At 72.4% G+C, this 24,717-nt stretch carries 20 protein-coding genes; 15 read left to right on the top strand and 5 right to left on the bottom strand.

From position 1 onward, the window contains the following. Positions 1-18: 18 nt before the first annotated feature. From secD to ACIF6L_RS28025, 4 genes are all read left to right on the top strand, one after another. Entirely contained in the window at positions 19-1,821 is a 1,803-nt protein-coding gene (gene secD / locus ACIF6L_RS28010) for a protein translocase subunit SecD (protein ID WP_396489610.1), read from the top strand. A gap of 4 nt (positions 1,822-1,825) precedes the next feature. Then, positions 1,826-2,938 (top strand): protein translocase subunit SecF, encoded by a 1,113-nt coding sequence (gene secF, locus ACIF6L_RS28015; protein WP_396489612.1) that lies wholly within the window; start codon positions 1,826-1,828, stop codon positions 2,936-2,938. A 27-nt stretch (positions 2,939-2,965) separates the two neighbouring features. Further along, on the top strand, positions 2,966-3,517 hold the full coding sequence (locus ACIF6L_RS28020; RefSeq protein WP_329486814.1) for an adenine phosphoribosyltransferase: 552 nt from the start codon (positions 2,966-2,968) through the stop codon (positions 3,515-3,517). Between the two features lie 139 nt (positions 3,518-3,656). Then, positions 3,657-6,137: a RelA/SpoT family protein gene (locus ACIF6L_RS28025; RefSeq protein ID WP_380386243.1), complete on the top strand. Its 2,481-nt coding sequence runs from the start codon at positions 3,657-3,659 to the stop codon at positions 6,135-6,137. A 66-nt stretch (positions 6,138-6,203) separates the two neighbouring features. Here ACIF6L_RS28025 and ACIF6L_RS28030 read toward each other — a convergent pair whose 3' ends face one another. Further along, positions 6,204-7,433, bottom strand: a complete 1,230-nt coding sequence (locus ACIF6L_RS28030) for a DUF349 domain-containing protein (protein ID WP_329486812.1) — start codon at positions 7,431-7,433, stop codon at positions 6,204-6,206. A 262-nt stretch (positions 7,434-7,695) separates the two neighbouring features. After that, complete coding sequence (locus ACIF6L_RS28035; protein WP_396489615.1) at positions 7,696-8,541, bottom strand: peptidylprolyl isomerase; 846 nt, start codon at positions 8,539-8,541, stop codon at positions 7,696-7,698. 290 nt (positions 8,542-8,831) lie between these two features. Between ACIF6L_RS28035 and ACIF6L_RS28040 the strand changes: the two genes are divergently transcribed. The 4 genes from ACIF6L_RS28040 (at position 8,832) to ACIF6L_RS28055 (ending at position 13,214) form a co-directional block, all read left to right on the top strand. Beyond that, positions 8,832-9,539, top strand: a complete 708-nt coding sequence (locus ACIF6L_RS28040) for an MBL fold metallo-hydrolase (protein ID WP_329486810.1) — start codon at positions 8,832-8,834, stop codon at positions 9,537-9,539. Between the two features lie 11 nt (positions 9,540-9,550). Continuing rightward, positions 9,551-10,813, top strand: a complete 1,263-nt coding sequence (gene hisS, locus ACIF6L_RS28045; RefSeq protein WP_329486809.1) for a histidine--tRNA ligase — start codon at positions 9,551-9,553, stop codon at positions 10,811-10,813. Next, a complete protein-coding gene (aspS, locus tag ACIF6L_RS28050) occupies positions 10,810-12,615 on the top strand; it encodes an aspartate--tRNA ligase (RefSeq protein WP_396489617.1) in 1,806 nt (601 codons plus the stop codon). The genes hisS and aspS overlap by 4 nt, the downstream gene beginning before the upstream one ends. A 92-nt stretch (positions 12,616-12,707) precedes the next feature. Then, positions 12,708-13,214 (top strand): GNAT family N-acetyltransferase, encoded by a 507-nt coding sequence (locus ACIF6L_RS28055; protein WP_396489619.1) that lies wholly within the window; start codon positions 12,708-12,710, stop codon positions 13,212-13,214. Between the two features lie 46 nt (positions 13,215-13,260). Here ACIF6L_RS28055 and ACIF6L_RS28060 read toward each other — a convergent pair whose 3' ends face one another. Further along, on the bottom strand, positions 13,261-14,187 hold the full coding sequence (locus ACIF6L_RS28060; protein ID WP_396489621.1) for a LysR family transcriptional regulator: 927 nt from the start codon (positions 14,185-14,187) through the stop codon (positions 13,261-13,263). 290 nt (positions 14,188-14,477) lie between these two features. Between ACIF6L_RS28060 and ppk2 the strand changes: the two genes are divergently transcribed. From ppk2 to rpsD, 3 genes are all read left to right on the top strand, one after another. Next, positions 14,478-15,233, top strand: coding sequence for a polyphosphate kinase 2 (gene ppk2, locus ACIF6L_RS28065; protein WP_396489835.1), 756 nt, complete (start codon positions 14,478-14,480; stop codon positions 15,231-15,233). 93 nt (positions 15,234-15,326) lie between these two features. Continuing rightward, complete coding sequence (locus tag ACIF6L_RS28070; protein WP_396489623.1) at positions 15,327-16,676, top strand: replication-associated recombination protein A; 1,350 nt, start codon at positions 15,327-15,329, stop codon at positions 16,674-16,676. Positions 16,677-16,993: 317 nt separating this feature from the next. Then, on the top strand, positions 16,994-17,608 hold the full coding sequence (gene rpsD / locus ACIF6L_RS28075; RefSeq protein ID WP_063346792.1) for a 30S ribosomal protein S4: 615 nt from the start codon (positions 16,994-16,996) through the stop codon (positions 17,606-17,608). Between the two features lie 94 nt (positions 17,609-17,702). Here the strand turns inward: rpsD and ACIF6L_RS28080 are convergent, their stop codons facing one another. After that, a complete protein-coding gene (locus ACIF6L_RS28080) occupies positions 17,703-18,026 on the bottom strand; it encodes a tetratricopeptide repeat protein (RefSeq protein ID WP_329486803.1) in 324 nt (107 codons plus the stop codon). 71 nt (positions 18,027-18,097) lie between these two features. Then, complete coding sequence (locus tag ACIF6L_RS28085; RefSeq protein WP_396489625.1) at positions 18,098-20,329, bottom strand: ATP-binding protein; 2,232 nt, start codon at positions 20,327-20,329, stop codon at positions 18,098-18,100. A 241-nt stretch (positions 20,330-20,570) separates the two neighbouring features. Between ACIF6L_RS28085 and ACIF6L_RS28090 the strand changes: the two genes are divergently transcribed. From ACIF6L_RS28090 to ruvX, 4 genes are read left to right on the top strand one after another with little or no spacing between them, the layout of a single operon-like run. Then, a complete protein-coding gene (locus tag ACIF6L_RS28090) occupies positions 20,571-21,047 on the top strand; it encodes a DUF948 domain-containing protein (RefSeq protein ID WP_329486801.1) in 477 nt (158 codons plus the stop codon). Positions 21,048-21,051: 4 nt separating this feature from the next. Further along, on the top strand, positions 21,052-21,489 hold the full coding sequence (locus ACIF6L_RS28095) for a DUF6167 family protein (protein ID WP_329486800.1): 438 nt from the start codon (positions 21,052-21,054) through the stop codon (positions 21,487-21,489). Then, on the top strand, positions 21,489-24,158 hold the full coding sequence (alaS, locus tag ACIF6L_RS28100; protein ID WP_359808734.1) for an alanine--tRNA ligase: 2,670 nt from the start codon (positions 21,489-21,491) through the stop codon (positions 24,156-24,158). The genes ACIF6L_RS28095 and alaS overlap by 1 nt, the downstream gene beginning before the upstream one ends. Continuing rightward, positions 24,158-24,640, top strand: a complete 483-nt coding sequence (gene ruvX / locus ACIF6L_RS28105; protein WP_329486798.1) for a Holliday junction resolvase RuvX — start codon at positions 24,158-24,160, stop codon at positions 24,638-24,640. Before alaS ends, ruvX begins: the two co-directional genes overlap by 1 nt. Positions 24,641-24,717: the final 77 nt, after the last annotated feature.

Below are 24,717 nucleotides of genomic sequence, written 5' to 3' on the forward strand. Positions count from 1 at the left end.
CAGGGAGAAACGAGCAAGGTGGCAACACCCAAGTCGCGCCCGCGCGACGGTTACCCGGGGCGGGCTCTGGCCCTCATCCTGGTGGTCACCGTCGGACTGGTCGCCCTCATGTTCGGGACGGGCCACACCAAGCCCCGCCTGGGTATCGACCTCGCCGGCGGTACCAGCATCACCTTGAGCGCGAAGTCGACCGACCCCAAGGCGATCAACAAGTCCAACATGGACATCGCCACCGGGATCATCGAGCAGCGGGTCAACGGGATGGGCGTCTCCGAGGCGGAGGTCCAGACCCAGGGCGACCGGAACATCATCGTCAACATCCCCAAGGGTGGTGACAAGCAGAGCGCGGTCGACCAGGTCGGCACCACCGCGCAGCTCTACTTCCGCCCCGTCCTCGCCCTCGCCCCGAGCGGTGTCCAGGCCCCGGCCCCGAGCGCGTCCCCCTCGGCGAGCGGCAGCGCCGCCCCGAGCGCGACCCCCTCGGCCACCGGCACGCCCGCCGCGTCCGCCGGCGCCCCCAGCGCCAGTGCGACCAAGCAGGGCCGCGCCGTCGGTGAGGCGCTCGCCGCCGACGCCACCCCGACCCCGGCCGCCACCGGCAGCGCGAGCACCGCTCCGAGCGCGCCCGCCGCCGCGACCCCGAGCGCTCCCGCGCCCACCGCACCGGTCAACCCGGACCTCTCCGCCGCGATGACCACCGGCACCGTGCCGCCGGAGCTGGCCGCCGAGTTCGCCGCCATCGACTGCTCCAAGCCCGAGCAGCGCAAGAACCTGCAGAAGTCCGAGGGGCAGCCGACCGTCGCCTGCACCCAGAAGGACGAGCGCGGGATCTTCTACAAGCTCGCCCTCGGCCCGGTCGCGGTGAAGGGCGCCGACGTCTCCAAGGCGCAGGCCACCATCGACACCCAGCAGGGTGCCGGCTGGCAGGTCGCGCTGCAGTTCAACGGCCGGGGCACCGACGCCTTCACCGACGTCACCGGCAAGCTCGCCGCCCAGCCGGACCCGACCAACCAGTTCGCCATCGTGCTGGACGGGCAGGTCGTCTCCCACCCGTACGTGCGCAACGCCATCCCCGGCGGCTCGGCCGTGATCTCCGGCAGCTTCAGCCAGGCGGAGGCGCAGAACCTCGCCAACGTGCTGAGCTTCGGCGCGCTGCCGCTGGAGTTCACCACGGACGACGTCACCACCGTCTCGCCGCAGCTCGGCGGCGACCAGCTGAAGGCGGGCCTGGTCGCCGGCCTCATCGGCATGGTGCTGGTGGTCCTCTACTCGCTGGTCTACTACCGCGGCCTCGGCCTGGTCTCGATCGCGGGTCTGATCGTCTCGGCGATCCTGACCTACTCGATCATGAGCCTGCTCGGCGCGGGGATCGGCTTCGCGCTGAACCTGCCGGCCGTCTGCGGCGCGATCGTCGCGATCGGTATCACCGCGGACTCCTTCATCGTCTACTTCGAGCGCATCCGCGACGAGGTCCGCGAGGGCGCCCCGCTGCGCCCGGCGGTCCAGCGGGCCTGGCCGCGCGCCCGGCGCACCATCCTGGTGTCGGACTTCGTGTCCTTCCTCTGCGCCGCGGTGCTCTACCTGGTCTCGGTCGGCAAGGTGCAGGGCTTCGCGTTCACGCTGGGCCTGACCACCGCGCTCGACGTCGTGGTGATCTTCCTGTTCACCAAGCCGCTGATCACCCTGCTGGCCCGCCGGAAGTTCTTCTCCGACGGTCACCCGTGGTCGGGCCTGGACCCGAAGCGCCTGGGCGCCCGCCCGCCGCTGCGCAGCACCCGTCGTCGCAGCTCCTCCTCCTCTGCCGCCGTGAAGGAGGCCTGACACCGTGTCGCGCTTCTCCAATCTGGGTCACCGGCTCTACCAGGGCGAGGTCAGCTTCGACTTCGTCGGCCGCCGCAAGCTCTGGTACAGCATCTCCGGCGTGATCGTGCTGGTCGCCGCCGTCGGCCTGGCCATGGGCCTGAAACTCGGCATCGAGTTCAAGGGCGGCTCGGTCTACACCGTCGCCAAGCCGGGGCTGACCATCTCGCAGACGCAGGACGTGGTGGACAAGATCGTCCACTCGCACCCGCTGGTCCAGTCCGTGGACGACGGCAAGAAGATCCGCATCCAGGTCAGCTCCGAGGACCAGGTCTCCTCGGCAGTCTTCACCGACAAGCTGTCCAAGGAGCTCAGCGTCCCGATCGCGGAGATCGACACCCAGGTGATCGGCCCCAGCTGGGGTGAGCAGATCTCCAACAAGGCCCTCACCGGCCTGATCATCTTCATGGTCCTGGTGACGGTCTACCTGGCGATCGCCTTCGAGTGGCGGATGGCGGTGGCCGCCCTGGTCGCCCTCATCCACGACCTCCTGATCACCATCGGGGTGTACGCCCTGGTGGGCTTCGAGGTCACCCCCGGTACGGTGATCGGCTTCCTGACGATCCTCGGGTACTCGCTCTACGACACGGTCGTCGTCTTCGACACCGTGAAGGAGAACGCGAAGGGGCTCACCAAGCAGAACAAGATCACCTACAGCGAGGCGGCCAACGCGGGCCTCAACCAGACCCTGGTCCGCTCGCTGAACACCACGGTGGTCGCCCTGCTCCCGGTGGCGGCGCTGCTGTTCATCGGTGGCGGCCTCCTGGGCGCCGGCACGCTGAACGACATCTCGCTGGCCCTGTTCATCGGTCTCGCCGCCGGTGCCTACTCCTCGATCTGCGTCGCCACCCCGCTGCTCGCGCAGCTCAAGGAGGAGCAGCCGGAGATGAAGGCGCTGGCCAAGCGGGTCGCCCAGCGGCGGGCCGCGGAGGCCAGGAACGCCGCCGCGGAGGCGCGCGGCGAGGCCCCGGAGGGCGAGGAGATCGCCGACGGCGACCTGCCGGCGGGTATGGTCGGTCAGCGCGGCCGGGCGGCCGGCACCTCGCGTGCCAAGGGCCGTCCGTCCACCAAGCGCTGACGCCCGACCGACCGTGAGGACTCTTCCGTGACCACCGCCGACACCGCCCTGGCCGAGCTGCTGAACAGCCGGATCCGGGACGTTCCGGACTACCCGAAGCCCGGTGTGCTGTTCAAGGACATCGCACCGCTGCTCGCCGACGCCGAGGCCTTCGCGGCCCTCACCCGGGCGCTGGCGGAGCGGGCGACGGCCCTCGGTGCGACCAAGGTGGTGGGCCTGGAGGCGCGCGGCTTCGTCCTGGCGGCCCCGGCGGCCTTCGCGGCCGGCCTCGGCTTCGTGCCGATCCGCAAGGAGGGCAAGCTGCCCGGCGAGGTGTTCCGGCGCTCGTACGAGCTGGAGTACGGCTCGGCGACGCTGGAGGTGCAGTGCGATGCCTTCGCACCCGGTGAGCGGGTGCTGGTGGTGGACGACGTGCTGGCCACCGGCGGGACGATCGGTGCCTCGCTGGACCTGGTCAAGGAGGCCGGCGCCGAGCTGGTGGGCGTCGTGGTGCTGATGGAGCTGGGCTTCCTGGACGGCCGGGAGCGGCTGGCCGGGCACCTGGGCGGCGCGCCGCTGGAGACGCTGGTCACGGTCTGAGGGAAGCGTCCGACGAACGGACGGAGGGCGGCGGTCGGATCATCCGACCGCCGCCCTCCGCGTGTCCGGGGCCGACCGGCTGAACACGGGAGCGCCGGGCTCGGTACCATGAAGGTTCATCCCCTCCCGGTTGTGCGTGATGGTGCGAGCCGCACGAGGGGCCGGCCCGGTGCCCCGAGGAGTGTCCTTGCCCGACGAGGTTGTGCCCACGGCCGAAGCGGCCGCCCCCGAAAACCGTCCCACGCCCTCGGGGGCCACCCCGGCACGCCCGGCGCCGACCTCCTCCCGCCCGGTGGCTCCCGCGAGCCGTCCGTCCTCCTCCGGGGGCATGCGCGCCCGGCTGGCCCGCCTCGGCGGCCAGCGCTCCAGCGTGCTCAACCCCGTTCTGGAGCCGCTGTTCCGCTCGATCCGGGCCAACGACCCCAAGGCCGACCCGGTCCTGCTGCGGGACATCGAGAAGGCGTACGCCGTCGCGGAGAAGTGGCACCGCGGGCAGAAGCGCAAGAGCGGCGACCCGTACATCACCCACCCGCTGGCGGTGGCGACCATCCTGGCCGAGCTGGGCATGGATGCCGCGACCCTGATGGCCGGCCTGCTGCACGACACCGTCGAGGACACCGACTACGGCCTGGAGACCCTGCGCAAGGACTTCGGCGACTCGGTGGCCCTGCTGGTCGACGGCGTCACCAAGCTGGACCGGGTGAAGTTCGGCGAGGCCGCGCAGGCCGAGACCGTCCGCAAGATGGTCGTCGCGATGGCCAAGGACCCGCGCGTCCTGGTGATCAAGCTCGCGGACCGGCTGCACAACATGCGCACCATGCGCTACCTCAAGCGGGAGAAGCAGGAGAAGAAGGCCCGCGAGACGCTGGAGATCTACGCCCCGCTGGCGCACCGGCTGGGCATGAACACCATCAAGTGGGAGCTGGAGGACCTCGCCTTCGCGATCCTCTACCCCAAGATGTACGACGAGATCGTGCGCCTGGTCGCCGAACGCGCCCCCAAGCGGGACGAGTACCTCGCCACCGTCATCGACCAGGTCCAGGGCGACCTGCGCGGCGCCCGGATCACCGCGTCCGTCACCGGCCGGCCGAAGCACTACTACTCGGTCTACCAGAAGATGATCGTCCGGGGCCGGGACTTCGCCGAGATCTACGACCTGGTGGGCATCCGGGTCCTGGTCGACACCGTCCGCGACTGCTACGCGGCGCTGGGCACCATCCACGCGCGGTGGAACCCGGTGCCGGGGCGGTTCAAGGACTACATCGCGATGCCCAAGTTCAACATGTACCAGTCGCTGCACACCACGGTGATCGGTCCCGGGGGCAAGCCGGTCGAGCTGCAGATCCGCACCTTCGACATGCACCGCCGGGCCGAGTACGGCATCGCCGCGCACTGGAAGTACAAGCAGCGCGCGGTGGCCGGTGCCTCCAAGGTCCGCACCGACACCCCCACCCAGACCCGCAAGGACGACAAGGCCGGCGCCGTCAACGAGATGGCCTGGCTGCGGCAGCTGCTGGACTGGCAGAAGGAGACCGAGGACCCGAGCGAGTTCCTGGAGTCGCTGCGCTTCGACCTCTCCAACAACGAGGTATTCGTCTTCACGCCCAAGGGCGACGTGATAGCGCTGCCGGCCGGTGCCACCCCGGTGGACTTCGCCTTCGCCGTCCACACCGAGGTCGGGTACCGCTGCATAGGGGCGCGGGTCAACGGGCGGCTGGTGCCGCTGGAGTCGACCCTGGAGAACGGCGACAGCGTCGAGGTCTTCACCTCCAAGGCGGAGAACGCCGGCCCCTCCCGGGACTGGCTGGGCTTCGTCAAGTCCCCGCGCGCCCGCAACAAGATCCGCGCCTGGTTCTCCAAGGAGCGCCGCGAGGAGGCGATCGAGCACGGCAAGGAGGCCATCGCCCGGGCGATGCGCAAGCAGGGCCTGCCGATCCAGCGGATCCTGACCGGCGACTCGCTGGTCACCCTGGCCCACGAGATGCGCTACCCGGACATCTCCTCGCTGTACGCGGCGATCGGCGAGGGCCACGTCGCCGCGCAGAACATCGTGCAGAAGCTGGTGCAGGCGCTCGGCGGCGAGGAGGGTGCCACCGAGGACCTGGCCGAGACGGCCACGCCGACGCACGACAACCGCCGGGCGGTGCGCCGCCGGGCCAAGGGCGATCCGGGCGTCATCGTCAAGGGCGTCGAGGACGTCTGGGTCAAGCTGTCGCGCTGCTGCACCCCGGTGCCGGGCGACCCGATCGTCGGCTTCGTCACCCGCGGCAACGGCGTCTCGGTGCACCGCGCCGACTGCGTCAACGTGGAGGCGCTCAGCCAGCAGCCCGAGCGGATGATCGAGGTCGAGTGGGCGGCCACCCAGTCGTCCGTCTTCCTGGTGGCCATCCAGGTCGAGGCGCTGGACCGCTCCCGGCTGCTCTCGGACGTCACCCGGGTCCTCTCCGACCAGCACGTCAACATCCTGTCGGCGGCGGTGCAGACCTCCCGCGACCGGGTGGCGATGAGCCGCTTCACCTTCGAGATGGGCGACCCGAAGCACCTCGGCCACGTCCTGAAGGCGGTCCGCGGCGTGGAGGGCGTCTACGACGTCTACCGGGTCACCTCGGCCCGCAAGTAGCGGGTACGGCGAAGGGCCCCACCGCCTCGGCGGTGGGGCCCTTCGTCAGGTCCGGAGGGCGGCGGATCAGCCGCTGAACTCCTCCTGGCTGCGGTGCGCCTGCTCCAGCAGGGTCTGCACACCCGCCAGCTCGGACTCCAGCTTGGCGACCTTGCTCGCGTTGCCGGCGGCACGGGCCTTGTCCAGGTCGGCCTGGATCTTCTCGGCCTTGGCCTCGAAGAGGCCGACCATGCCGGCGGCGCGGGCCTTGGCCTCCGGGTTCGAGCGCTTCCACTCGCTGTCCTCGGCCTCGCGGATCGCCCGCTCGACGGTGTTCAGCCGGGCGTCCAGCTTCGGGCGGGCGTCGCGCGGCACGTGCCCGATCGCCTCCCAGCGCTCGTTGACGTCCCGCAGGGCGGCCTTGGCGGCCTTCAGGTCGGTGATCGGCAGGATCGCCTCGGCCTCGGCCGCCAGCGCCTCCTTGAGCTTCTGGTTGCCGACCTGCTCGGCGTCGCGCTCGCTGAACACCGCGGACCGGGCCTGGAAGAAGACGTCCTGGGCGCCGCGGAAACGCGCCCACAGCTCGTCCTCGATGTCCCGCTGGGCGCGCCCGGCGGCCTTCCAGCGCGCCATCAGGTCGCGGTAGCTGGCCGCGGTCTCGCCCCACTCGGTGGAGGAGGAGAGCGCCTCGGCCTCGCTGACCAGCCGCTCCTTGGTGGCCCGGGCCTGGTCGCGCTCGGCGTCCAGGGTCGCGAAGTGGGCCTTGCGGTGCTTCGAGAAGACCGAGCGGGCGTGCGAGAACCGGTGCCACAGCTCGTCGTCGCTCTTGCGGTCCAGTCGGGGCAGGCCCTTCCAGGTGTCCACCAGCGCGCGCAGCCGGTCCCCGGCCTCCCGCCACTGGGTGGACTCGGCGAGCCGCTCGGCCTCGGCGACCAGCTCCTCCTTGGCCGTACGGGTCTCGTCCTGGGCCTTGGCGCGGGCCGCCTTGCGCTCCTCGCGGCGGCTCTCGATATCACCGGCGAGCGTGTCCAGCCGCTTGGCCAGCGCGTCCAGGTCGCCGACCGCGTGCCCCTCGGTCACCTGCGCGCGCAGGTGGTCCAGCGCGGTCTGGGCGTCCTTGGCGGCCAGGTCGGTGGTGCGCACCCGCTTCTCCAGCAGGCCGATCTCCACCTCGATGCCCTGGTACTTGCGCTCGAAGTAGGCGAGAGCCTCCTCGGGCGAGCCGGCCTGCCAGGAACCCACGACGCGTTCGCCGTCGGCCGTCCTGACGTAGACCGTGCCCTGCTCGTCGACACGGCCCCACGGGTCGCTGCTCATAGCGCGTCCTCCACATGACGTCGCGCCCGCGCCGGAGCGGGACGCGTACGTCGTCCACAGTTGATGTGCGGCGGACCGATGGGCCCGCCGTCCCGTCCGCCGTGCTTTGCTGCCGAGGGTGACGGCCGGCGGGTCTGGGCACCCTACACAACGCCAACATAGGCGACCAGGACCGGTGCTGTCCGCATCCGGGCCGGGCGATTTCGGGCCGGGACCGCGCCGGGGCGCCGCGCTGGCGTCCGCGGGGCGGTCCCGGTGCCGGTCAACCCTTCGCGGCGGTCACCGAGTTGAGGGTGACGTCGGCCATCGGGTGACCGTCCGTCCCGCCCTCCAGGGTGCCCGCGGCGGCGATCTTCTGGAGCACGTCCAGACCGCCGGTGATCTTGCCGAACGGGGTGTAGTTCGGGCCGAGCTGGGTGTCCTTGTAGACCAGGAAGAACTGGCTCCCGTTGGTGCCCGGGCCGGAGTTGGCCATCGCCAGGGTGCCCGCCGGGTACGTCGCGCCGGTCAGGTTCTCGTCGGCGAACTTGTAGCCGGGACCGCCGGTGCCGCCCGGGTTGGTCGCGCTGGCGGTCGGGTCGCCGCACTGCAGCACGAAGATGCCGCCGGTGGTCAGCCGGTGGCACTTGGTGTGGTCGAAGTACTGCTCGCCGGCCAGGAAGGCGAAGGAGTTCACCGTGTGCGGCGCCTTGGCCGCGTCCAGCGAGAGCGTCACCTTGCCGCAGTTGGTGTCCAGCGTCGCCGTGTACTTGCCGGCGGCGTCGACGCTCATGGCCGGCTCGGCCTTCCACTGCTTGCCGTTCGGCGCGCCCGGCGCCGGGTCGGCGCAGCCCTCGACCGGCGTGCGGGTCGGGGTGGTGGGCTCGTCGGTGGCGGTCGGCGCGGTCGGCGCGGTCGGCGGCGCCGCCGCGGTGTCCTTCTTGTCGTCCGAGGTGAAGGCGCCCGTGCCCACCAGGACACCGCCGCCCGCCAGCACCACCACGGCGAGCGCGCTGCCGAGGATCGTGTTGCGACGCCGGCGCGCGGCGTGCATCTCGGCCCGGCGCTGCGCCTGGCGCTCGTACTTCTCGCGGGCGAGCTGCCGCCGCCGCTGTTCGCTGCTGACCACCGGCCGTGTCTCCTACATGGGTGCTGTCGTACTGGGGGCTGTCCGGCCCCTCCGGCCCGGGGGCGAGGAGGGATCGTGTGCGGATGCTGGAGCGGATCATCGCATCCATCGGCGGCCAAGTGTAGGGACCGCGGCTGTAAGAACCCGGTGAACCCGTCGGGACGGAGTGAACCTGTCCCGCCTATCTGGTTCGCAACCGGACCCGGAGCGCCGGTAGGCTTCCGTTACATCTCATCGTGTAGCCGCATCCCGCAGCCGCCACGGCCGACCCGAATCACGAAGGACGCGCGTTGTTCATCGCCGGATTCCCCGCTGGAGCCTGGGGCACCAACTGCTACCTGGTCGCACCGGCCGCCGGCGAGGAGTGCGTCATCGTGGACCCGGGCCACCAGGCCGCCCGCGGCGTGGAGGAGCTGGTCCGCGAGCACCGGCTGAAGCCGGTCGCGGTGGTCCTCACCCACGGCCACATCGACCACGTCGCCTCGGTGGTCCCGGTCTGCGGCGCGCGCGGCGTCCCGGCCTGGATCCACCCCGAGGACCGCTACATGATGGCCGACCCGGAGAAGGCGCTCGGCCGCTCGCTCGGCACCCAGCTGATGGGCGAGCTCACCGTCGGCGAGCCCGACGACGTGCGCGAGCTCACCGACGGCAGCGTGCTGGAGCTGGCCGGCCTGAAGCTCACCGTCGACCACGCGCCCGGCCATACCAAGGGGTCGGTGACGTTCCGGACGCCCGGCGCCGAGGACCTCCCCCCGGTGCTGTTCTCGGGCGACCTGCTCTTCGCCGGCTCCATCGGGCGCACGGACCTCCCGGGCGGGGACGGCGACGCGATCCTGCGGTCGCTGGCCCGGGTGTGCCTGCCCCTCGACGACGCGACCGTGGTCCTCTCCGGCCACGGCGGACAGACCACCATCGGCCGCGAGCGCGCCACCAACCCCTACCTCCGACAGGCGGCGGGAGCGCTCGGCGCTCCGGCCTTCCCGCGACGAGGAATGTGACGGAAGAGAAGTTGAGCACCTTCACCGCCCCCAAGGGCACCTACGACCTGCTGCCCCCCAGCTCCGCGACCTTCCTGGCGATCCGCGAGCGGATCGCCGCGCCGGCCCGCCGGGCCGGCTACGGCTACATCGAGACCCCGGTCTTCGAGGACGTGAAGCTCTTCTCCCGCGGCGTCGGCGAGTCCACCGACATCGTCAGCAAGGAGATGTACAACCTCACCACCAAGGGCGGCGACGAGCTCGCGCTGCGCCCCGAGGGCACCGCCTCGGTGCTGCGCGCCGCGCTCCAGGCCAACCTGCACAAGCAGGGCAACCTGCCGGTCAAGCTCTGGTACTCCGGCTCCTACTACCGCTACGAGCGGGCGCAGAAGGGCCGCTACCGCCAGTTCTCGCAGGTCGGCGCCGAGGCGATCGGCGCCGAGGACCCGGCGCTGGACGCCGAGCTGATCATCCTGGCCGACGACGCCTTCCGCTCGCTGGGCCTGCGCGACTACTCGCTGCTGCTCAACAGCCTCGGCGACAAGCAGTGCCGCCCGGTCTACCGGGCCGCGCTGGTGGAGTTCCTGGCCGGCCTCGACCTGGACGACGACACCCGCCGCCGGGCCGAGATCAACCCGCTGCGCGTGCTGGACGACAAGCGCGAGTCGGTGCAGGCCCAGCTCGGCGGCGCGCCGATGCTGCGCGACTTCCTCTGCGAGGAGTGCAAGGCCTACGACGAGAAGGTCCGCGAGCTGCTGACCGCCAACGGGGTGGCCTTCACCGACGACCCCAAGCTGGTCCGCGGCCTGGACTACTACACCCGTACCACCTTCGAGTTCGTCCACAACGGCCTCGGCGCGCAGTCCGCGATCGGCGGCGGCGGCCGCTACGACGGGCTCTCCGAGATGATCGGCGGCCCCGCGCTGCCGTCCGTCGGGTGGGCCCTCGGGGTGGACCGCAGCTACCTGGCGATGGAGGCCGAGGGCGTCGTCCTCGACCTGCCGGCCGCCACCTCCGTCTACGCCGTCGCGCTCAGCGACCAGGCCAAGAACGTCCTCTTCGCCAAGGTGGTCGAACTGCGCCGCGCGGGCGTCGCCACCGACCTCGCCTTCGGCGTCAAGGGCATCAAGAACGCGATGAAGTCCGCGGACCGTTCCGGCGCCCGCTTCGCCGTGCTCGCCGGTGACCGGGACCTCGCCGACGGCGTCGTCCAGCTCAAGGACATGACCACCGGCGAGCAGAACCCCGTCGCCCTCGACGCTCTCGTCACCACCCTGAAGGAGAAGCAGCTGTGATCCGCACGCACGACGCGGGCACGCTCCGCCCGGAGCACGCAGGCACCACCGTCACCCTGGCCGGCTGGGTCGCCCGCCGCCGAGACCACGGCGGCGTGGCCTTCATCGACCTGCGGGACGCCTCCGGCACCGTGCAGATCGTGGTCCGCGACCTCGACTCGGTGCACGGCCTGCGTGCCGAGTACTGCGTCAAGGTCGTCGGCGACGTCCGCGTGCGGCCCGAGGGCAACGAGAACCCGGACATCCCGACCGGCGCCGTCGAGGTCGTGGTCAGCGAGATCGAGGTGCTCTCCGAGGCCGCCCCGCTGCCCTTCCCGGTCGCCGAGTACGAGCCCGGTACGGTCAACGAGGAGGTCCGCCTCCGCTACCGCTACCTGGACCTGCGCCGCGAGGGCCCGGCCAAGGGCCTGCGCCTGCGCTCCAAGGTCAGCAACATCATCCGCCGGGTGATGGAGGAGAACGACTACCTCGACATCGAGACGCCGTACCTCACCCGCTCCACCCCCGAAGGCGCCCGCGACTTCCTCGTCCCGGTCCGCCTGCAGCCCGGCCACTGGTACGCGCTGCCGCAGTCGCCCCAGCTGTTCAAGCAGCTGCTGATGGTGGCCGGCATGGAGCGGTACTACCAGATCGCGCGCTGCTTCCGCGACGAGGACTTCCGCGCCGACCGCCAGCCGGAGTTCACCCAGCTGGACATCGAGGCCTCCTTCGTCGACCAGGAGGACATCCTGGCCCTCGGTGAGAAGATCATCGGTGCGATCTGGCGCGACGTGCACGGGTACGAGATCCCCAACCCGCTGCCCCGGATGAGCTACGCGGACGCGATGGGCCGCTACGGCTCGGACAAGCCGGACGTCCGCTTCGGTCAGGAGCTCACGGACCTCACCGAGTACTTCAAGGGCACCTCGTTCCGCGTGTTCCAGGCCCCGTACGTCGGCGCCGTGGTCATGCCCGGCGGTGCCTCGCAGCCGCGCAAGCAGCTCGACGCCTGGCAGGACTGGGCCAAGGCGCGCGGCGCCCGGGGCCTCGCCTACGTGCTGATCGACGCCGAGACCGGCGAGCTGCGCGGCCCGGTCGCCAAGAACCTCTCCGAGGAGCACCTGGCCGGCCTGGCCGCCGCCGCCGGGGCCAAGAACGGTGACGCGATCTTCTTCGCGGCCGGCAAGGAGCGCCCCTCGCAGGAGCTGCTCGGCGCCGCCCGCCTGGAGATCGGCCGCCGCTGCGAGCTGATCGACGAGTCCCGCTGGGCCTTCCTCTGGGTCGTCGACTTCCCGATGTTCGAGCCGATCGAGGACGACAAGGGCGAGTTCCAGGGCTGGCACGCGGTGCACCACCCGTTCACCGCCCCGACCGCCGAGTCGCTCGCCACCTTCGACACCGACCCGGGTTCGGCGCTCTCCAACGCCTACGACCTGGTCCTCAACGGCTCGGAGCTGGGCGGCGGTTCGATCCGTATCCACCAGCGGGAGGTGCAGAAGCGGGCGTTCGACGCGATCGGCCTCTCCGAGGAGGAGGCGGCCTCGCAGTTCGGCTTCCTGCTGGACGCCTTCAACTACGGCCCGCCGCCGCACGGCGGTGTCGCCTTCGGCCTGGACCGCGTCGTCACGCTGCTGGGCGGGTACGACACCATCCGCGACGTCATCGCGTTCCCGAAGACGTCCACCGGCGGTGACCCGCTGACCGGTGCCCCGACCCCGATCACCCCGGCGCAGCGTCGCGAGGCCGGCGTCGACGCCCAGCCGAAGGTCCGCGAGGACGCCAAGTCCTCCGAGGTCAAGCCCGAGGCCCAGTCCCAGGCCTGACGCCCAATCGGCTAATCTTTCACGGCCCCGGACGGCGCACCCGCCGTCCGGGGCCGGTCCACAACGGTGTGCGACGGAGAGAGGCTCCCCCCATGAAGGTCACCACCAGAACCGAGTGTCCCGAGGACGCACCCGCCACCAGACGGGTCCACATGGCGGCCTTCCCCGGCCCCGACGAGGCCGATCTGGTGGACGCGCTGCGCCGCGACCCCGCCTGGCTGCCCGAGCTGTCCGTGGTGGCGGTGGACGAGGCCGGGCTGGTGGTCGGCCACGCGCTGCTCACCCGGCTGGCGGTCGGCGACGGCCGGGGCCTGGCGCTCGCGCCCGTCGCGGTCGCCCCGGAGTGGCAGCGCAAGGGCGTCGGCGAGCTGGTCGTCCGGGCCGCGCTGACGGCCGCGGAGGAGGCGGCGGAGAAGCTCGTCGTCGTCCTCGGCGATCCGGACTACTACGGCAGGTTCGGCTTCGCGCCGGCGGGCCGGCACGAGGTCACCGGCCCGTTCGAGGTGCCGGAGGCCTACTTCCAGACCCTCGCCCTGCCGGCCTACGACGGCGGTCCGCGCGGGCTCTGCCGCTACCCGGAGCCCTTCGAGGCGGTCTGACCCGGTCCGGCCCGCCCCCGTACGCGCCGGACCGGCTCCGTCCGGCTCACTCCGCCTGGGCCGGGACCGCCGGGCCGGCCGAGAACCCGACCGTGGCCCGGCAGCTGCGCACGAACGCGGCCATGGCGGGCGTCAGTTCGCGGCCCATCGGCCAGTAGAGTCCGACCAGGCTCGGGCTGAGCCCCCGCACCGGCCGGTACGCGATGTCCTCCCGCGCCGCCAGCCTGCTCATCGCCTCCGGGGCGAAGCCGACGCCCTGACCGCACACCACCGCGGCCAGCCACTCGTCGGAGTTGTGCGCCACCGCGCCGATCCGCACCGGCCGCCCGCGCCGTTCCGGGACCGCCAGCCAGTAGTCGCGCCAGTGCCCGGCCTCCAGCGGGATCGCGACGAAGGGCTCGTCCAGCAGGTCCTCGAACCGGATCACCTGGTGGCCCGCCAACCGGTGCCCGGCCGGCAGCGCCACACAGCGCGGCTCCTCGCCCAGCACCGCGACGTTGTACTGCTCGGAGAGCGACGGCGGGGCGTGCCAGAGCGTCAGGTCGATCTCCCCGGTGGCGAGCCCCGAGGTCGGGTCGAACCAGTTGTTCTGCCGCAGTTCCACCTGCCAGCCGGGCATCCGCCGGGTGAAGTCCGTCACCGTGCTGCGGGTCATCAGGTTGATGCTGCCGCCCTCGAAGCCCACCCGCAGCGTCGAGCCCTGCTCGGCCGCCGCCGCCCGGGTGGCGCGCAGCGCGTCGTCCCAGCCGGCCAGCACCGGCCCGGTGCGCTCGGCCAGGGCCCGGCCGGCGTGGGTGGGCGCCATGCCCCGGCGCGAGCGCTCGAACAGCTCCACCCCGAGCAGCGCCTCCAACTGGCGGATCTGCTTGGTGAGGGTCGGCTGCGAGACGAACAGCCGGGCCGCGGCGGCCGTCAGCTGGCCCTCCTCGCAGACCGCGGCGAAGCTCCGCAGCAGTCGGGTGTCCACATCCATGCCCCAAGGTTATGGAACGGGATATTGGACCGGCCCGGCAGGTCTGCGACAGGGTTGATCACTCGGCCCTCGCGGGCCGGCCACGGGGGAGTCCGGCAGCGGCGGTTCAGGGGGCCGCCGCTGCCGGGCCGGCGCCCGGCCTGCGGGAACCCGGGGTTGCGCCTACGGTGAGTGCTCAGCAGCCTTTGCCGAACGGAGGCACCCAGGTGGCAGCCAAGGCCGAGCGCGATCCCGGTACCGGCCCGGAGCACCGGCGGGAGCGGCTCGCGAAGAAGCCGTACGAGCGGGAGCTGCTGAGGCTCCAGAACGAGCTGGTGAAGCTCCAGGAGTGGGTGCGGGCCGAGGGCGCCCGGCTGGTGGTCGTCTTCGAGGGGCGCGACGCGGCCGGCAAGGGCGGCGCGATCAAGCGGGTGACGGAGTACCTGAACCCGCGCATCGCCCGGGTGGCGGCGCTGCCCACGCCCACCGAGCGCCAGCGGACCCAGTGGTACTTCCAGCGCTACGTCGAGCAGTTGCCGGCCGCGGGGGAGATCGTGCTGTTCGACCGGAGCTGGTACAACCGGGCCGGGGTCGAGCGGGTGATGGGCTTCTGCACGGACGAGCAGTACTGGCAGTTCCTGCACCAGTGCCCGATGTTCGAGCGGATGCTGATCGAGTCGGGCACCCTGCTGCGCAAGTACTGGTTCTCGGTCAGCGACACCGAGCAGCAGCGGCGGTTCCGGGACCGGCTGGAGGACCCGATGCGGCGGTGGAAGCTCTCGCCGATGGACGTCGAGTCGGTCAGCCGCTGGGAGGACTACTCGCGGGCCAAGGACGAGATGTTCGTCTACACCGACATCCCGGACTCGCCGTGGAACGTGGTGGAGAGCGACGACAAGCGGCGGGCCCGGCTCAACATGATCGCCCACCTGCTCTCGACCGTCCCGTACCACGAGGTGGCCCCGCGGCGGATCGAGCTGCCGGCCCGCCCGGAGTCGCGCGGCTACCAGCGGCCGCCGCGGGACCTGCAGAAGTACGTACCGGACCACTCGGCGCGGATCGGGTAGGCCCGGCCGCCCGACAGCTCCGCGGGGCCGCGGACCCGGCCGGGGGCGCGGCGGCCGGGCCGGGGTGTCGGTCGGCTCGCATAGGCTTCCGGTGTGGACGAACCGGACCTCTTCACCGCCGCCGCCGAGGATCGCCAGGCCAAGGAGCCCGGCCGGGCCCCGCTGGCCGTGCGGATGCGCCCGCGCACCCTGGACGAGGTCGCCGGGCAGCGGCAGCTGCTGAAGGCGGGCTCGCCGCTGCGCCGGCTGGTCTCGGGCTCGCGCGGCCCGGCGGCGACCAGTTCGGTGATCCTCTGGGGGCCGCCCGGTACCGGCAAGACCACCCTGGCGCACGTGATCAGCCAGTCCGTCGAGGGCCGCTTCGTGGAGCTGTCCGCGATCACCGCGGGCGTCAAGGAGGTCCGCGCGGTGATCGACGGCGCCCGCCGGGCGGTCGGCATGAACGGCAGGGAGACGGTGCTCTTCCTGGACGAGATCCACCGCTTCTCCAAGGCCCAGCAGGACTCGCTGCTGCCCGCCGTGGAGAACCGCTGGGTCACCCTGATCGCGGCCACCACCGAGAACCCGTACTTCTCGGTGATCTCCCCGCTGCTGTCGCGCTCGCTGCTGCTCACGCTGGAGTCGCTGACGGACGAGGACATCCGCGCCCTGCTGCACCGCGCGGTGGCCGACGAGCGCGGTCTGGAGGGCGCGCTGGAGCTCACCCCGGAGGCCGAGGACCACCTGGTCCGGCTGGCCGGCGGGGACGCCCGGCGGGCGCTCACCACGCTGGAGGCGGCTGCCGGGGCGGCGCTGGAGAAGGGCGAGGCGAGCATCACGCTGGCCACCACCGAGACGGCCGTGAACCAGGCCGCGGTGCGCTACGACAAGGACGGCGACCAGCACTACGACGTGGCCAGCGCGCTGATCAAGTCGATCCGGGGCAGTGACGTGGACGCCACCCTGCACTACCTGGCCCGGATGATCGAGGCGGGGGAGGACCCGCGGTTCATCGCCCGGCGGCTGATGATCTCGGCCAGCGAGGACGTCGGCCTGGCCGACCCGACGGCGCTGGCCACGGCGGTCGCGGCGGCCCAGGCGGTGGCGCTGATCGGCTTCCCGGAGGCGCGGATCATCCTCTCCCAGGCGGCGATCGCGCTGGCGCTGGCGCCCAAGTCCAACGCCGCCTACCTGGCGATCGACGCGGCGCTGGCGGACGTCCGGCAGGGCCTGGCGGGCGCGGTGCCACCGCACCTGCGGGACGCGCACTACGGCGGCGCGGGCAAGCTCGGGCACGGCCAGGGCTACCAGTACCCGCACGATCTGCCGGAGGGCATCGCGGCGCAGCAGTACGCGCCGGACGCCGTGCACGGCAAGGCGTACTACCGGCCGACCCGGCACGGCGGGGAGGCCCGGTACGCGGACATCGTGGAGTGGACCAGGGGTCGGCTCAAGGGCGAGTGATCGGCGGGTATACTCGTCCGGAGTGCCGTGTCCCGGGCGCGGCGGCAGGGGAGACCCTGACCGACCGGCCGCACCAGCGGGGCAATGGCCGTGGTCTCCTTCGGGAGGCCCCAGGAGCGTCGCGCACCGTTTCGGTGTCGCGTGCAGCCCACCAACCCAGGTTCGGTGGGCCACTCGTGTGCTTGCACATCCGTGCCCGGTCGTGGAGAGCGGCTGATCGCACTGCCCCCGGGCGGTGCGGTTGTCTCCGGACCGCGAGGAGCGACCTCCGTCAACACCTGGTGAAGCCGTATTCGTAAGCAAGGAAGGTTTGGTTCATGGCGAACCAGAAGCGTCCCAAGGTCAAGATCGCGCGTGCGCTCGGCGTGCCGCTGACCCCGAAGTCCGTCAAGTACTTCGAGGCCCGCCCGTACCCGCCCGGCCAGCACGGCCGTGGCCGCAAGCAGAACTCGGACTACAAGGTCCGTCTGCTCGAGAAGCAGCGTCTGCGCGCCCAGTACGACCTGAGCGAGAAGCAGATGGCGCGCGCGTTCGACCGCGCGAAGAAGGCCGAGGGCAAGACCGGTGAGGCGCTCGTCGCCGAGCTGGAGACCCGTCTGGACTCCCTGGTGCTGCGTTCGGGCATTGCCCGCACCATCTACCAGGCCCGCCAGATGGTCGTCCACGGCCACATCGAGGTCAACGGCGGCAAGGTCAACAAGCCGTCGTACCAGATGAAGCCGGGCTTCGTCGTGACCGTTCGCGAGCGCAGCAAGGAGAAGGTCCCGTTCCAGGTCGCCCGTGAGGGTGGCTACGCGGGCGAGGGCCAGACCCCGAAGTACCTCGAGGTCAACCTGAAGGCCCTGGCCTTCCGCCTGGACCGCGCGCCGCAGCGCAAGGAGGTCCCGGTGATCTGCGACGAGCAGCTCGTCGTCGAGTACTACTCGCGCTGACCCGCGAGCGGTACGCCTGCCGTACCCAGCGAGCCCCCGTCGCCTTTCGAGGCGGCGGGGGCTCGTCCCGTTCCCGGGTGCTCCCGGGTTGTGCTCAGTCGTCCTCGCCGGTCATCGCGGCGGCCAGCCGCAGGTGCGGGCGGGCCTCCTCGGCGCGGCCCTGGCGCTCCAGGGTCCGGCCCAGCATCAGCCGGGCGTAGTCCTCGGCCGGGTGGGCGTCCAGGATCCGGCGCAGCTCGGCCTCGGCGCGGGAGAGCTGGGCCGAGTGGAAGTAGCTGCGGGCCAGCAGCAGCCGGACCGACAGGTTGGCCGGCTCCTCGGCGAGGACGCCCTCCAGCATGCGGGCGGCGTCGGTGTACGCCTTGGAGTCGAAGTAGAACGTCGCGAGGCGGTACTCGTCGGCGGTGTTGGTGGCCACGATTGCTCCTTCCGGGCGTCCGCCCGGCGGGGGTGCCGGGAGGTGCCGACCGGTGTAGCAATGGACAAGATTCAACTATTCCTGGCCGGTGAGGGGTGCGGCGCCGGCGGCACCGGGAAGGGGCCCGGCAGCCGGCCCGGACCGCCCGCGCGGCCGTCGCCGCCGAGCGCCCGGTGGACGGCGGCGTCGAGGTCCAGCCGGGCACCGCGGTCGAAGCACTCGGTGAACTCCTGCTCGGTCAGCCCGGCCCTGGCCCGCTCCTCGCAGTGCCGGTGGGGGCCGTTGAAGGTGCGCGAGCCGAAGAACGGCTTGCCCACCGCCTGCCAGATCCGGTGCGCGGCGCCCTGCAGCACCCGGGCCTCGCGCAGGTCGCCCGGCCGGCCGGGCCCGGTGGGCTCGGTCTCCAGCAGCGCCAGCAGGTCGATCGCCAGCACGATGCCGAGCAGGTCGTGGAAGAGGTGGTTGAGCCGGACGCTCTCGCGGGCCCGCGCCCGGGCCAGCCGGACCTCGCCGTCCAGCCAGTGCGAGTACCCGAGCGCGTAGAGCCCGTAGGCGTACGCCCACTGCTCGCCGTGCTCCTCGCAGAGCTCGCGGACCTCGCCGAGCCAGAACTCGCCGCTGTCCTGGTCGCCCTGGAACAGGTAGGCGATGCCCAGCTCGAACATGGCCATCAGGACGTTGCTGTTGAGCTCGCCGATCGTCCGGTAGTGCCAGAGCGCCTCCTCGAAGAGCTCGGCGGCACGGGCCGGCTCGTCCCCGATCAGCGCGGCGCAGCCCTGCCGGTGGACGGCGTAGGCGAGCGCCCGGTCGTCGCCGGTGTCCAGCGCCTGGCGGCGGCACTCCTCCAGGGCCGGGCGGGCGGTGAGCAGGTCGCCCTGGAGGGTCGCCATGTACCCGGTGACCCAGAGCGCCTTGGCGCGGGCCTCGGTCGGCTCCGGGTCGAGGGCGAGCGCGCGGTCCAGCCAGTGCCGGCCCTCGCCGAGGTGGCCGCAGCCGACCCAGTAGAACCAGAGCGTGCTCGCCAGCAGCAGGGCGAGCTGCTCCTCGCCCGGTTCGGCCAGGCAGAACTCCAGCGCCGCGCGCAGGTTGGGGTGGGCGAGCTCGGTGCGCTCGGCGGTCTCCGCCTGCCGGGGGCCGAACCACTCGACCTCGCCCCAGGTGGCCACGCCCAGGTACCAGTCCCGGTGGCGGCGCCGCAGCCGCTGCTCCTCACCGGTCGAGCGCAGCCACCGCAGGCCGTACTCGCGCAGGGTGTCCAGCAGTCCGAACCTGACGCCGCCCCCCTCCTCGGCCGGCCGGCCGGGGGCCGACACCCGGAGCAGTACCGACTTGTTGATCAGCTCGGACACCAGGTCGAGCAGGTCCTCCGGTTCGATGCCGCCGCCGGCGCAGACGTACTCGGCGGCCTCCAGGTCGAAGCTCCCCGCGAAGACCGAGAGCCGGGCCCAGAGCAAACGTTCCTGCGGCGTGCAGAGTTCGTGACTCCACCCGATGGTCGTGCGAAGCGTCTGGTGGCGCGGCAGCGCCGTCCGGGCACCGCCGGTGAGCAGGCGGAACCGGTCGCCCAGCCGGGCGTCGATCTGCGCCACCGAGAGCGACCGCAGCCGGCCGGCCGCCAGCTCGACGGCCAGCGGGATGCCGTCCAGCCGGCGGCAGAGCTGGGCGATCCCCTCGGCGGAGGCCGCGGTGATCTCGAAGGAGGGCAGCACCGCCCGGGCCCGGTCGGCGAACAGCCGCACCGCGTCCGGCAGTACGCCGGGGCCGACCGGGCCCACCGGCAGCGGCGCCAGGACGAGCAGGTGCTCGCCCGGGGCGCGCAGCGCCGCCCGGCTGGTGGCCAGCACCCGCAGGCCGGGCAGCGCCCGCAGCAGGGCGTCGACCAGCTCCGCGCAGGCGTCCACCAGGTGCTCGCAGCCGTCCAGCACGATCAGCGTCCGGCGCCCGGCGAGCTGCTCGGTCAGCACGTCCAGCGGCGGCCGGGGGGTGCCGTCGGTCAGCCGCAGCGCCTCCAGCACGGCGTGGCCGAGCAGCAGCGGGTCCTGCACGGGAGCGACCTCGACCAGCCAGGTGCCGTCCGGGAAGGCGCCGGCCGCCCGGGCCGCCGCGCGCAGGGCCAGCCGGCTCTTGCCCACGCCACCCGGGCCGGTCACCGTGACCAGCCGCGCGGCGGCCAGCAGCCGGGCCAGCTCGGCCAGCTCCCGCTGCCGGCCGACGAAGCTGGTCACCTCGGCCGGGAGCCGGCCGGGCGCCGGCTCCCGCCGCGCCGCCCCCGCTCCGGGCCGTGCTGTCGGGTCCGCGGCCAAGCGCTGCTCCCGTCTCCGGGCCCGGACCGTCGCGGTTCGGGCGTGCCCGCGGGCCGCCCCGGCGACGGCCCGTCCGGCAGAACGAGGTGACCGGCCGGTAGGTTACGCGCGCGGCTCGTACCCCGGACCGGATCCACGGGGGCGGGCCCCGGGGACGCCCCGGCCGATATCCGGTCCGGAAACCGGCCGTGGTCGCGATAGGGTCTCCTTCGGAGAACAGCAAGGCGAGGGAGCGCACAAGGTGTCCGTGGGAGAGCTGGCCGGCTTGCTCGTCGCCGTGTTCTGGGCGGTCCTGGTCACCCTGCTCGCCGTCGTGCTGGTGCACCTCTCGCGGGTGCTCAAGGAGGCCGCCGTCCTGGTCTCCGCCGTGACCGAGCAGGCCGTGCCGCTGCTGACCGAGGCCGGAGCCGCCGTGCGCAGCGCCAACGAGCAGCTGGAGCGGGTGGACGAGATCACCGCCAACGTCCAGGACGCCGCCGCCAACGCCCAGGCGCTCTCCTCCACCGTCGCGGCCACCCTGGGCGGGCCGCTGGTCAAGGTCGCGGCCTTCAGCTACGGCGTCCGCAAGGCCGTCGCCAAGCAGAACGGCACCGTGACGCTGCCCACCCAGCCGAGCGAGCGCGAGGAGCTGGCCCGGCTGATCCGGGCCGAGGTGCGCGCCGCGACGACGGCCAAGAGCGGCCTGCTCGCCCGGGTCCGGCGCGCGGTGAGGGGCTGACGGCATGGTGCGACGCATCTTCTGGATGGCGGTCGGCGCCGGTGCCACCGTCTGGGCCATGAACAAGGCCAACGAGGCCGTGCACCGGCTCACCCCGGACAGCCTCTCCGGCACCGCCGCGCGCGGCGCGCTGCACCTGGGCGACGCGGCCAAGCGGTTCGCCCAGGACGTGAAGGCGGGCATGGCCGAGCGCGAGGAGCAGCTGCGCGAGGACCTCGGACTGGACGGCACCGCCGTCGTCGAGCCCCGGCGCCGGGTCCTGCGCGGCGAGCCGCAGTACCGAGCTATCTCGGCGGCGCCCGGCAGCCCGGCCGCCGCCCTGCCTCCGTCCAGCAGTGCCCGCGCATCGTCCGACGGTGCGCGCACCACCCCAGCCATCGAAAAGACGCCCGGCCGCGCACTGCCGCAGCCGGGCGGTACCCCGAACCGGAAGGACCACTAATGGAGTCGGCAGAGATCCGCCGCCGCTGGCTGCGCTTCTTCGAGGAGCGCGGCCACACCGTCGTTCCGTCGGCGTCCCTGGTCGCCGACGACCCCACCCTGCTGCTGGTCAACGCCGGCATGGTGCCCTTCAAGCCGTACTTCCTCGGCGAGGTCAAGCCGCAGTTCTCCCGGGCCACCAGCGTCCAGAAGTGCGTGCGCACCCTGGACATCGAGGAGGTCGGGAAGACCACCCGGCACGGCTCCTTCTTCCAGATGTGCGGCAACTTCTCCTTCGGCGACTACTTCAAGGAAGGGGCCATCAAGTTCGCGTGGGAGCTGCTCACCACTCCCGTCGCGGACGGCGGCTACGGCCTGGAGAAGGAGAAGCTCTGGATCACCGTCTACAAGGACGACGACGAGGCCGAGCAGATCTGGCGTGACGTCATCGGCGTGCCCTCCGAGCGCATCCAGCGCCTCGGCATGAAGGACAACTTCTGGTCGATGGGCGTCCCCGGCCCGTGCGGCCCGTGCTCGGAGATCAACTACGACCGCGGCCCCGCGTACGGCGAGGAGGGCGGCCCGGCCGTCAACGGCGAGCGCTACCTGGAGATCTGGAACCTGGTCTTCATGCAGTACGAGCGCGGCCACGGTGACGGCAAGGACGGTTTCGAGATCCTCGGCGACCTGCCGAGCAAGAACATCGACACCGGCCTCGGCCTGGAGCGCCTCGCCGCCATCCTGCAGGGCGTCGACAACCTCTTCGAGATCGACACCAGCCGGATGATCCTCGACCGCGCCGCCGAGCTGACCGGTCACACCTACGGCGCCGACCACAAGTCGGACGTCTCGCTGCGCGTGGTCACCGACCACATCCGCACCGCGCTGATGCTGATCGGCGACGGTGTCACCCCCGGCAACGAGGGCCGCGGCTACGTGCTGCGCCGCATCCTGCGCCGCGCCATCCGCAACATGCGCCTGCTGGGCGCCACCGGCCAGGTCGCGAAGGACCTGACCGAGGTCGCGATCAAGGCGATGGCCCCGCAGTACCCGGAGCTGGAGGCCGACCGCAAGCGCATCGAGACGGTCGTCAGCGGCGAGGAGGCGGCCTTCCTGCAGACCCTGAAGGCCGGCACCACCCTGCTGGACACCGCGGTCACCGAGACCAAGCAGTCCGGCGGCGCGGTGCTCTCCGGCGAGCAGGCGTTCAAGCTGCACGACACCTACGGGTTCCCGATCGACCTGACCCTGGAGATGGCCGAGGAGCAGGGCCTCCAGGTCGACGAGGCCGGCTTCCGCCGACTCATGCAGGAGCAGCGGGACCGTGCCAAGGCCGATGCCAAGGCCAAGAAGATGGGCCACGCCGACGTCGCCGCGTACCGCGAGGTCGCCGACAAGTCCGGCGCCAGCGTCTTCACCGGCTACAACCTCACCGAGGGCGAGGCCACCGTGGTCGGCCTGCTGGTGGACGGCGTCCCGGCGCCGGCCGCGAGCGAGGGCGACGAGGTCGAGATCATCCTCGACCGCACCCCGTTCTACGCCGAGGGCGGCGGCCAGCTCGCCGACCACGGCCGGATCCGGCTGGACTCCGGCGCCGTGGTGGAGATCCGCGACGTGCAGCAGCCCGTCCCGGGCGTGACGGTGCACTCCGGCGGCGTGCTGTTCGGTGAGGTCGTGCTCGGCGCCTCGGCGTACGCCACCATCGACATCGAGCGCCGCCGGGCCATCGCCCGCGCCCACTCGGCCACCCACCTGACCCACCAGGCGCTGCGCGACGCGCTCGGCCCGACGGCCGCCCAGGCCGGCTCCGAGAACGCCCCCGGCCGCTTCCGCTTCGACTTCGGCTCGCCCGCCGCCGTGCCCGGCAGCGTGCTGGTCGACGTCGAGCAGAAGATCAACGACGTGCTGACCCGCGAGCTGGACGTGACCGCCGAGGTCATGACGATGGACCAGGCCCGCAAGGCCGGCGCCATCGCGATGTTCGGCGAGAAGTACGGCGACTCGGTCCGCGTCGTCACCATCGGGGACTTCTCCAAGGAGCTCTGCGGTGGCACGCACGTCGGCAACACCGCCCAGCTGGGCCTGGTGAAGCTGCTCGGCGAGTCCTCGATCGGCTCCGGCGTGCGCCGGGTCGAGGCGCTGGTCGGCGTGGACGCCTACAAGTTCCTCGCCCGTGAGCACACCGTGGTCGCCCAGCTGACCGAGCTGGTCAAGGGCCGCCCGGAGGAGCTGCCGGAGAAGATCTCGGGCATGCTCGCCAAGCTCAAGGACGCCGAGAAGGAGATCGAGCGCTTCCGCGCCGAGAAGGTGCTGGCCGCCGCCGCGGGTCTGGCCGACTCCGCCGAGGACGTCCAGGGCATCGCCGTGGTGGCCGCCCGGGTCGCCGACGGCACCGGCGCCGACGAGCTGCGCAAGCTCGTCCTGGACGTGCGCGGCCGGCTCGGCTCGCGGCCGGCCGTGGTCGCCGCCTTCACGGTGGCCAACGACCGCCCGCTGACCGTGATCGCCACCAACGAGGACGCGCGCGGGCGCGGCATCAAGGCCGGCGAGCTGGTCCGGGTCGCCGCCAAGACCCTCGGCGGCGGCGGTGGCGGCAAGGACGACGTCGCCCAGGGCGGCGGCTCCGACGCGGGCGCGGTCGGCGAGGCCATCGCCGCGGTGCGCGGTCTGGTCGCGGAGCGCGCCAGCTGATGGACCAGGAGGAGAGGCCGCCCTTCCGCCGCGGGCGGCGGATCGCCGTCGACGTCGGTGACGCCCGGATCGGGGTCGCGTCCTGCGACCCCGACGGGGTGCTCGCCACGCCGGTGGAGACCGTCCCCGCCGGGGTGAAGTCGCAGGCCAGGATCGCCGCCATCGCCGACGAGTACCAGGCGATCGAGGTGATCGTCGGCCTGCCGCGCTCGCTCAGCGGCAAGGAGGGCCCGGCGGCGGAGAAGGTCCGCGGGTACGCCACCCGGCTGGCCAACCGGCTCTACCCGGTGCCGGTCCGGCTGGTCGACGAGCGGATGTCCACCGTCACGGCCACCCACGGCCTGCGCGCCTCCGGGGTCAAGGCCAAGAAGGGCCGCTCGGTGGTCGACCAGGCCGCCGCGGTGGTGATCCTGCAGACCGCCCTTGAGTCCGAACGGGTGAGCGGACGCCCGCCCGGTGAGAGCGTCGAGGCGGCCGGCTGACCGGCCTGATCTAACGTCCCGGTGAAGGGGCCCGTGCGGACGCGTCCGCACGGGCCCCTTCTGCTCGTTCCGGGACC

Source organism: Kitasatospora sp. NPDC086009 (assembly GCF_044540385.1).
In the GTDB taxonomy this organism is placed as follows: domain Bacteria; phylum Actinomycetota; class Actinomycetes; order Streptomycetales; family Streptomycetaceae; genus Kitasatospora.

Coding starts and splice junctions, on each gene's coding strand:
- ACIF6L_RS28030 (WP_329486812.1), bottom strand. CDS start 7,433: ATGAGCAGCGACCCGTGGGGCCGTGTCGACGAGCAGGGCACGGTCTAC.
- rpsD (WP_063346792.1), top strand. CDS start 16,994: ATGGCGAACCAGAAGCGTCCCAAGGTCAAGATCGCGCGTGCGCTCGGC.
- ACIF6L_RS28095 (WP_329486800.1), top strand. CDS start 21,052: ATGGTGCGACGCATCTTCTGGATGGCGGTCGGCGCCGGTGCCACCGTC.
- ACIF6L_RS28025 (WP_380386243.1), top strand. CDS start 3,657: ATGGTGCGAGCCGCACGAGGGGCCGGCCCGGTGCCCCGAGGAGTGTCC.
- ACIF6L_RS28060 (WP_396489621.1), bottom strand. CDS start 14,187: ATGGATGTGGACACCCGACTGCTGCGGAGCTTCGCCGCGGTCTGCGAG.
- alaS (WP_359808734.1), top strand. CDS start 21,489: ATGGAGTCGGCAGAGATCCGCCGCCGCTGGCTGCGCTTCTTCGAGGAG.
- ruvX (WP_329486798.1), top strand. CDS start 24,158: ATGGACCAGGAGGAGAGGCCGCCCTTCCGCCGCGGGCGGCGGATCGCC.
- ACIF6L_RS28055 (WP_396489619.1), top strand. CDS start 12,708: ATGAAGGTCACCACCAGAACCGAGTGTCCCGAGGACGCACCCGCCACC.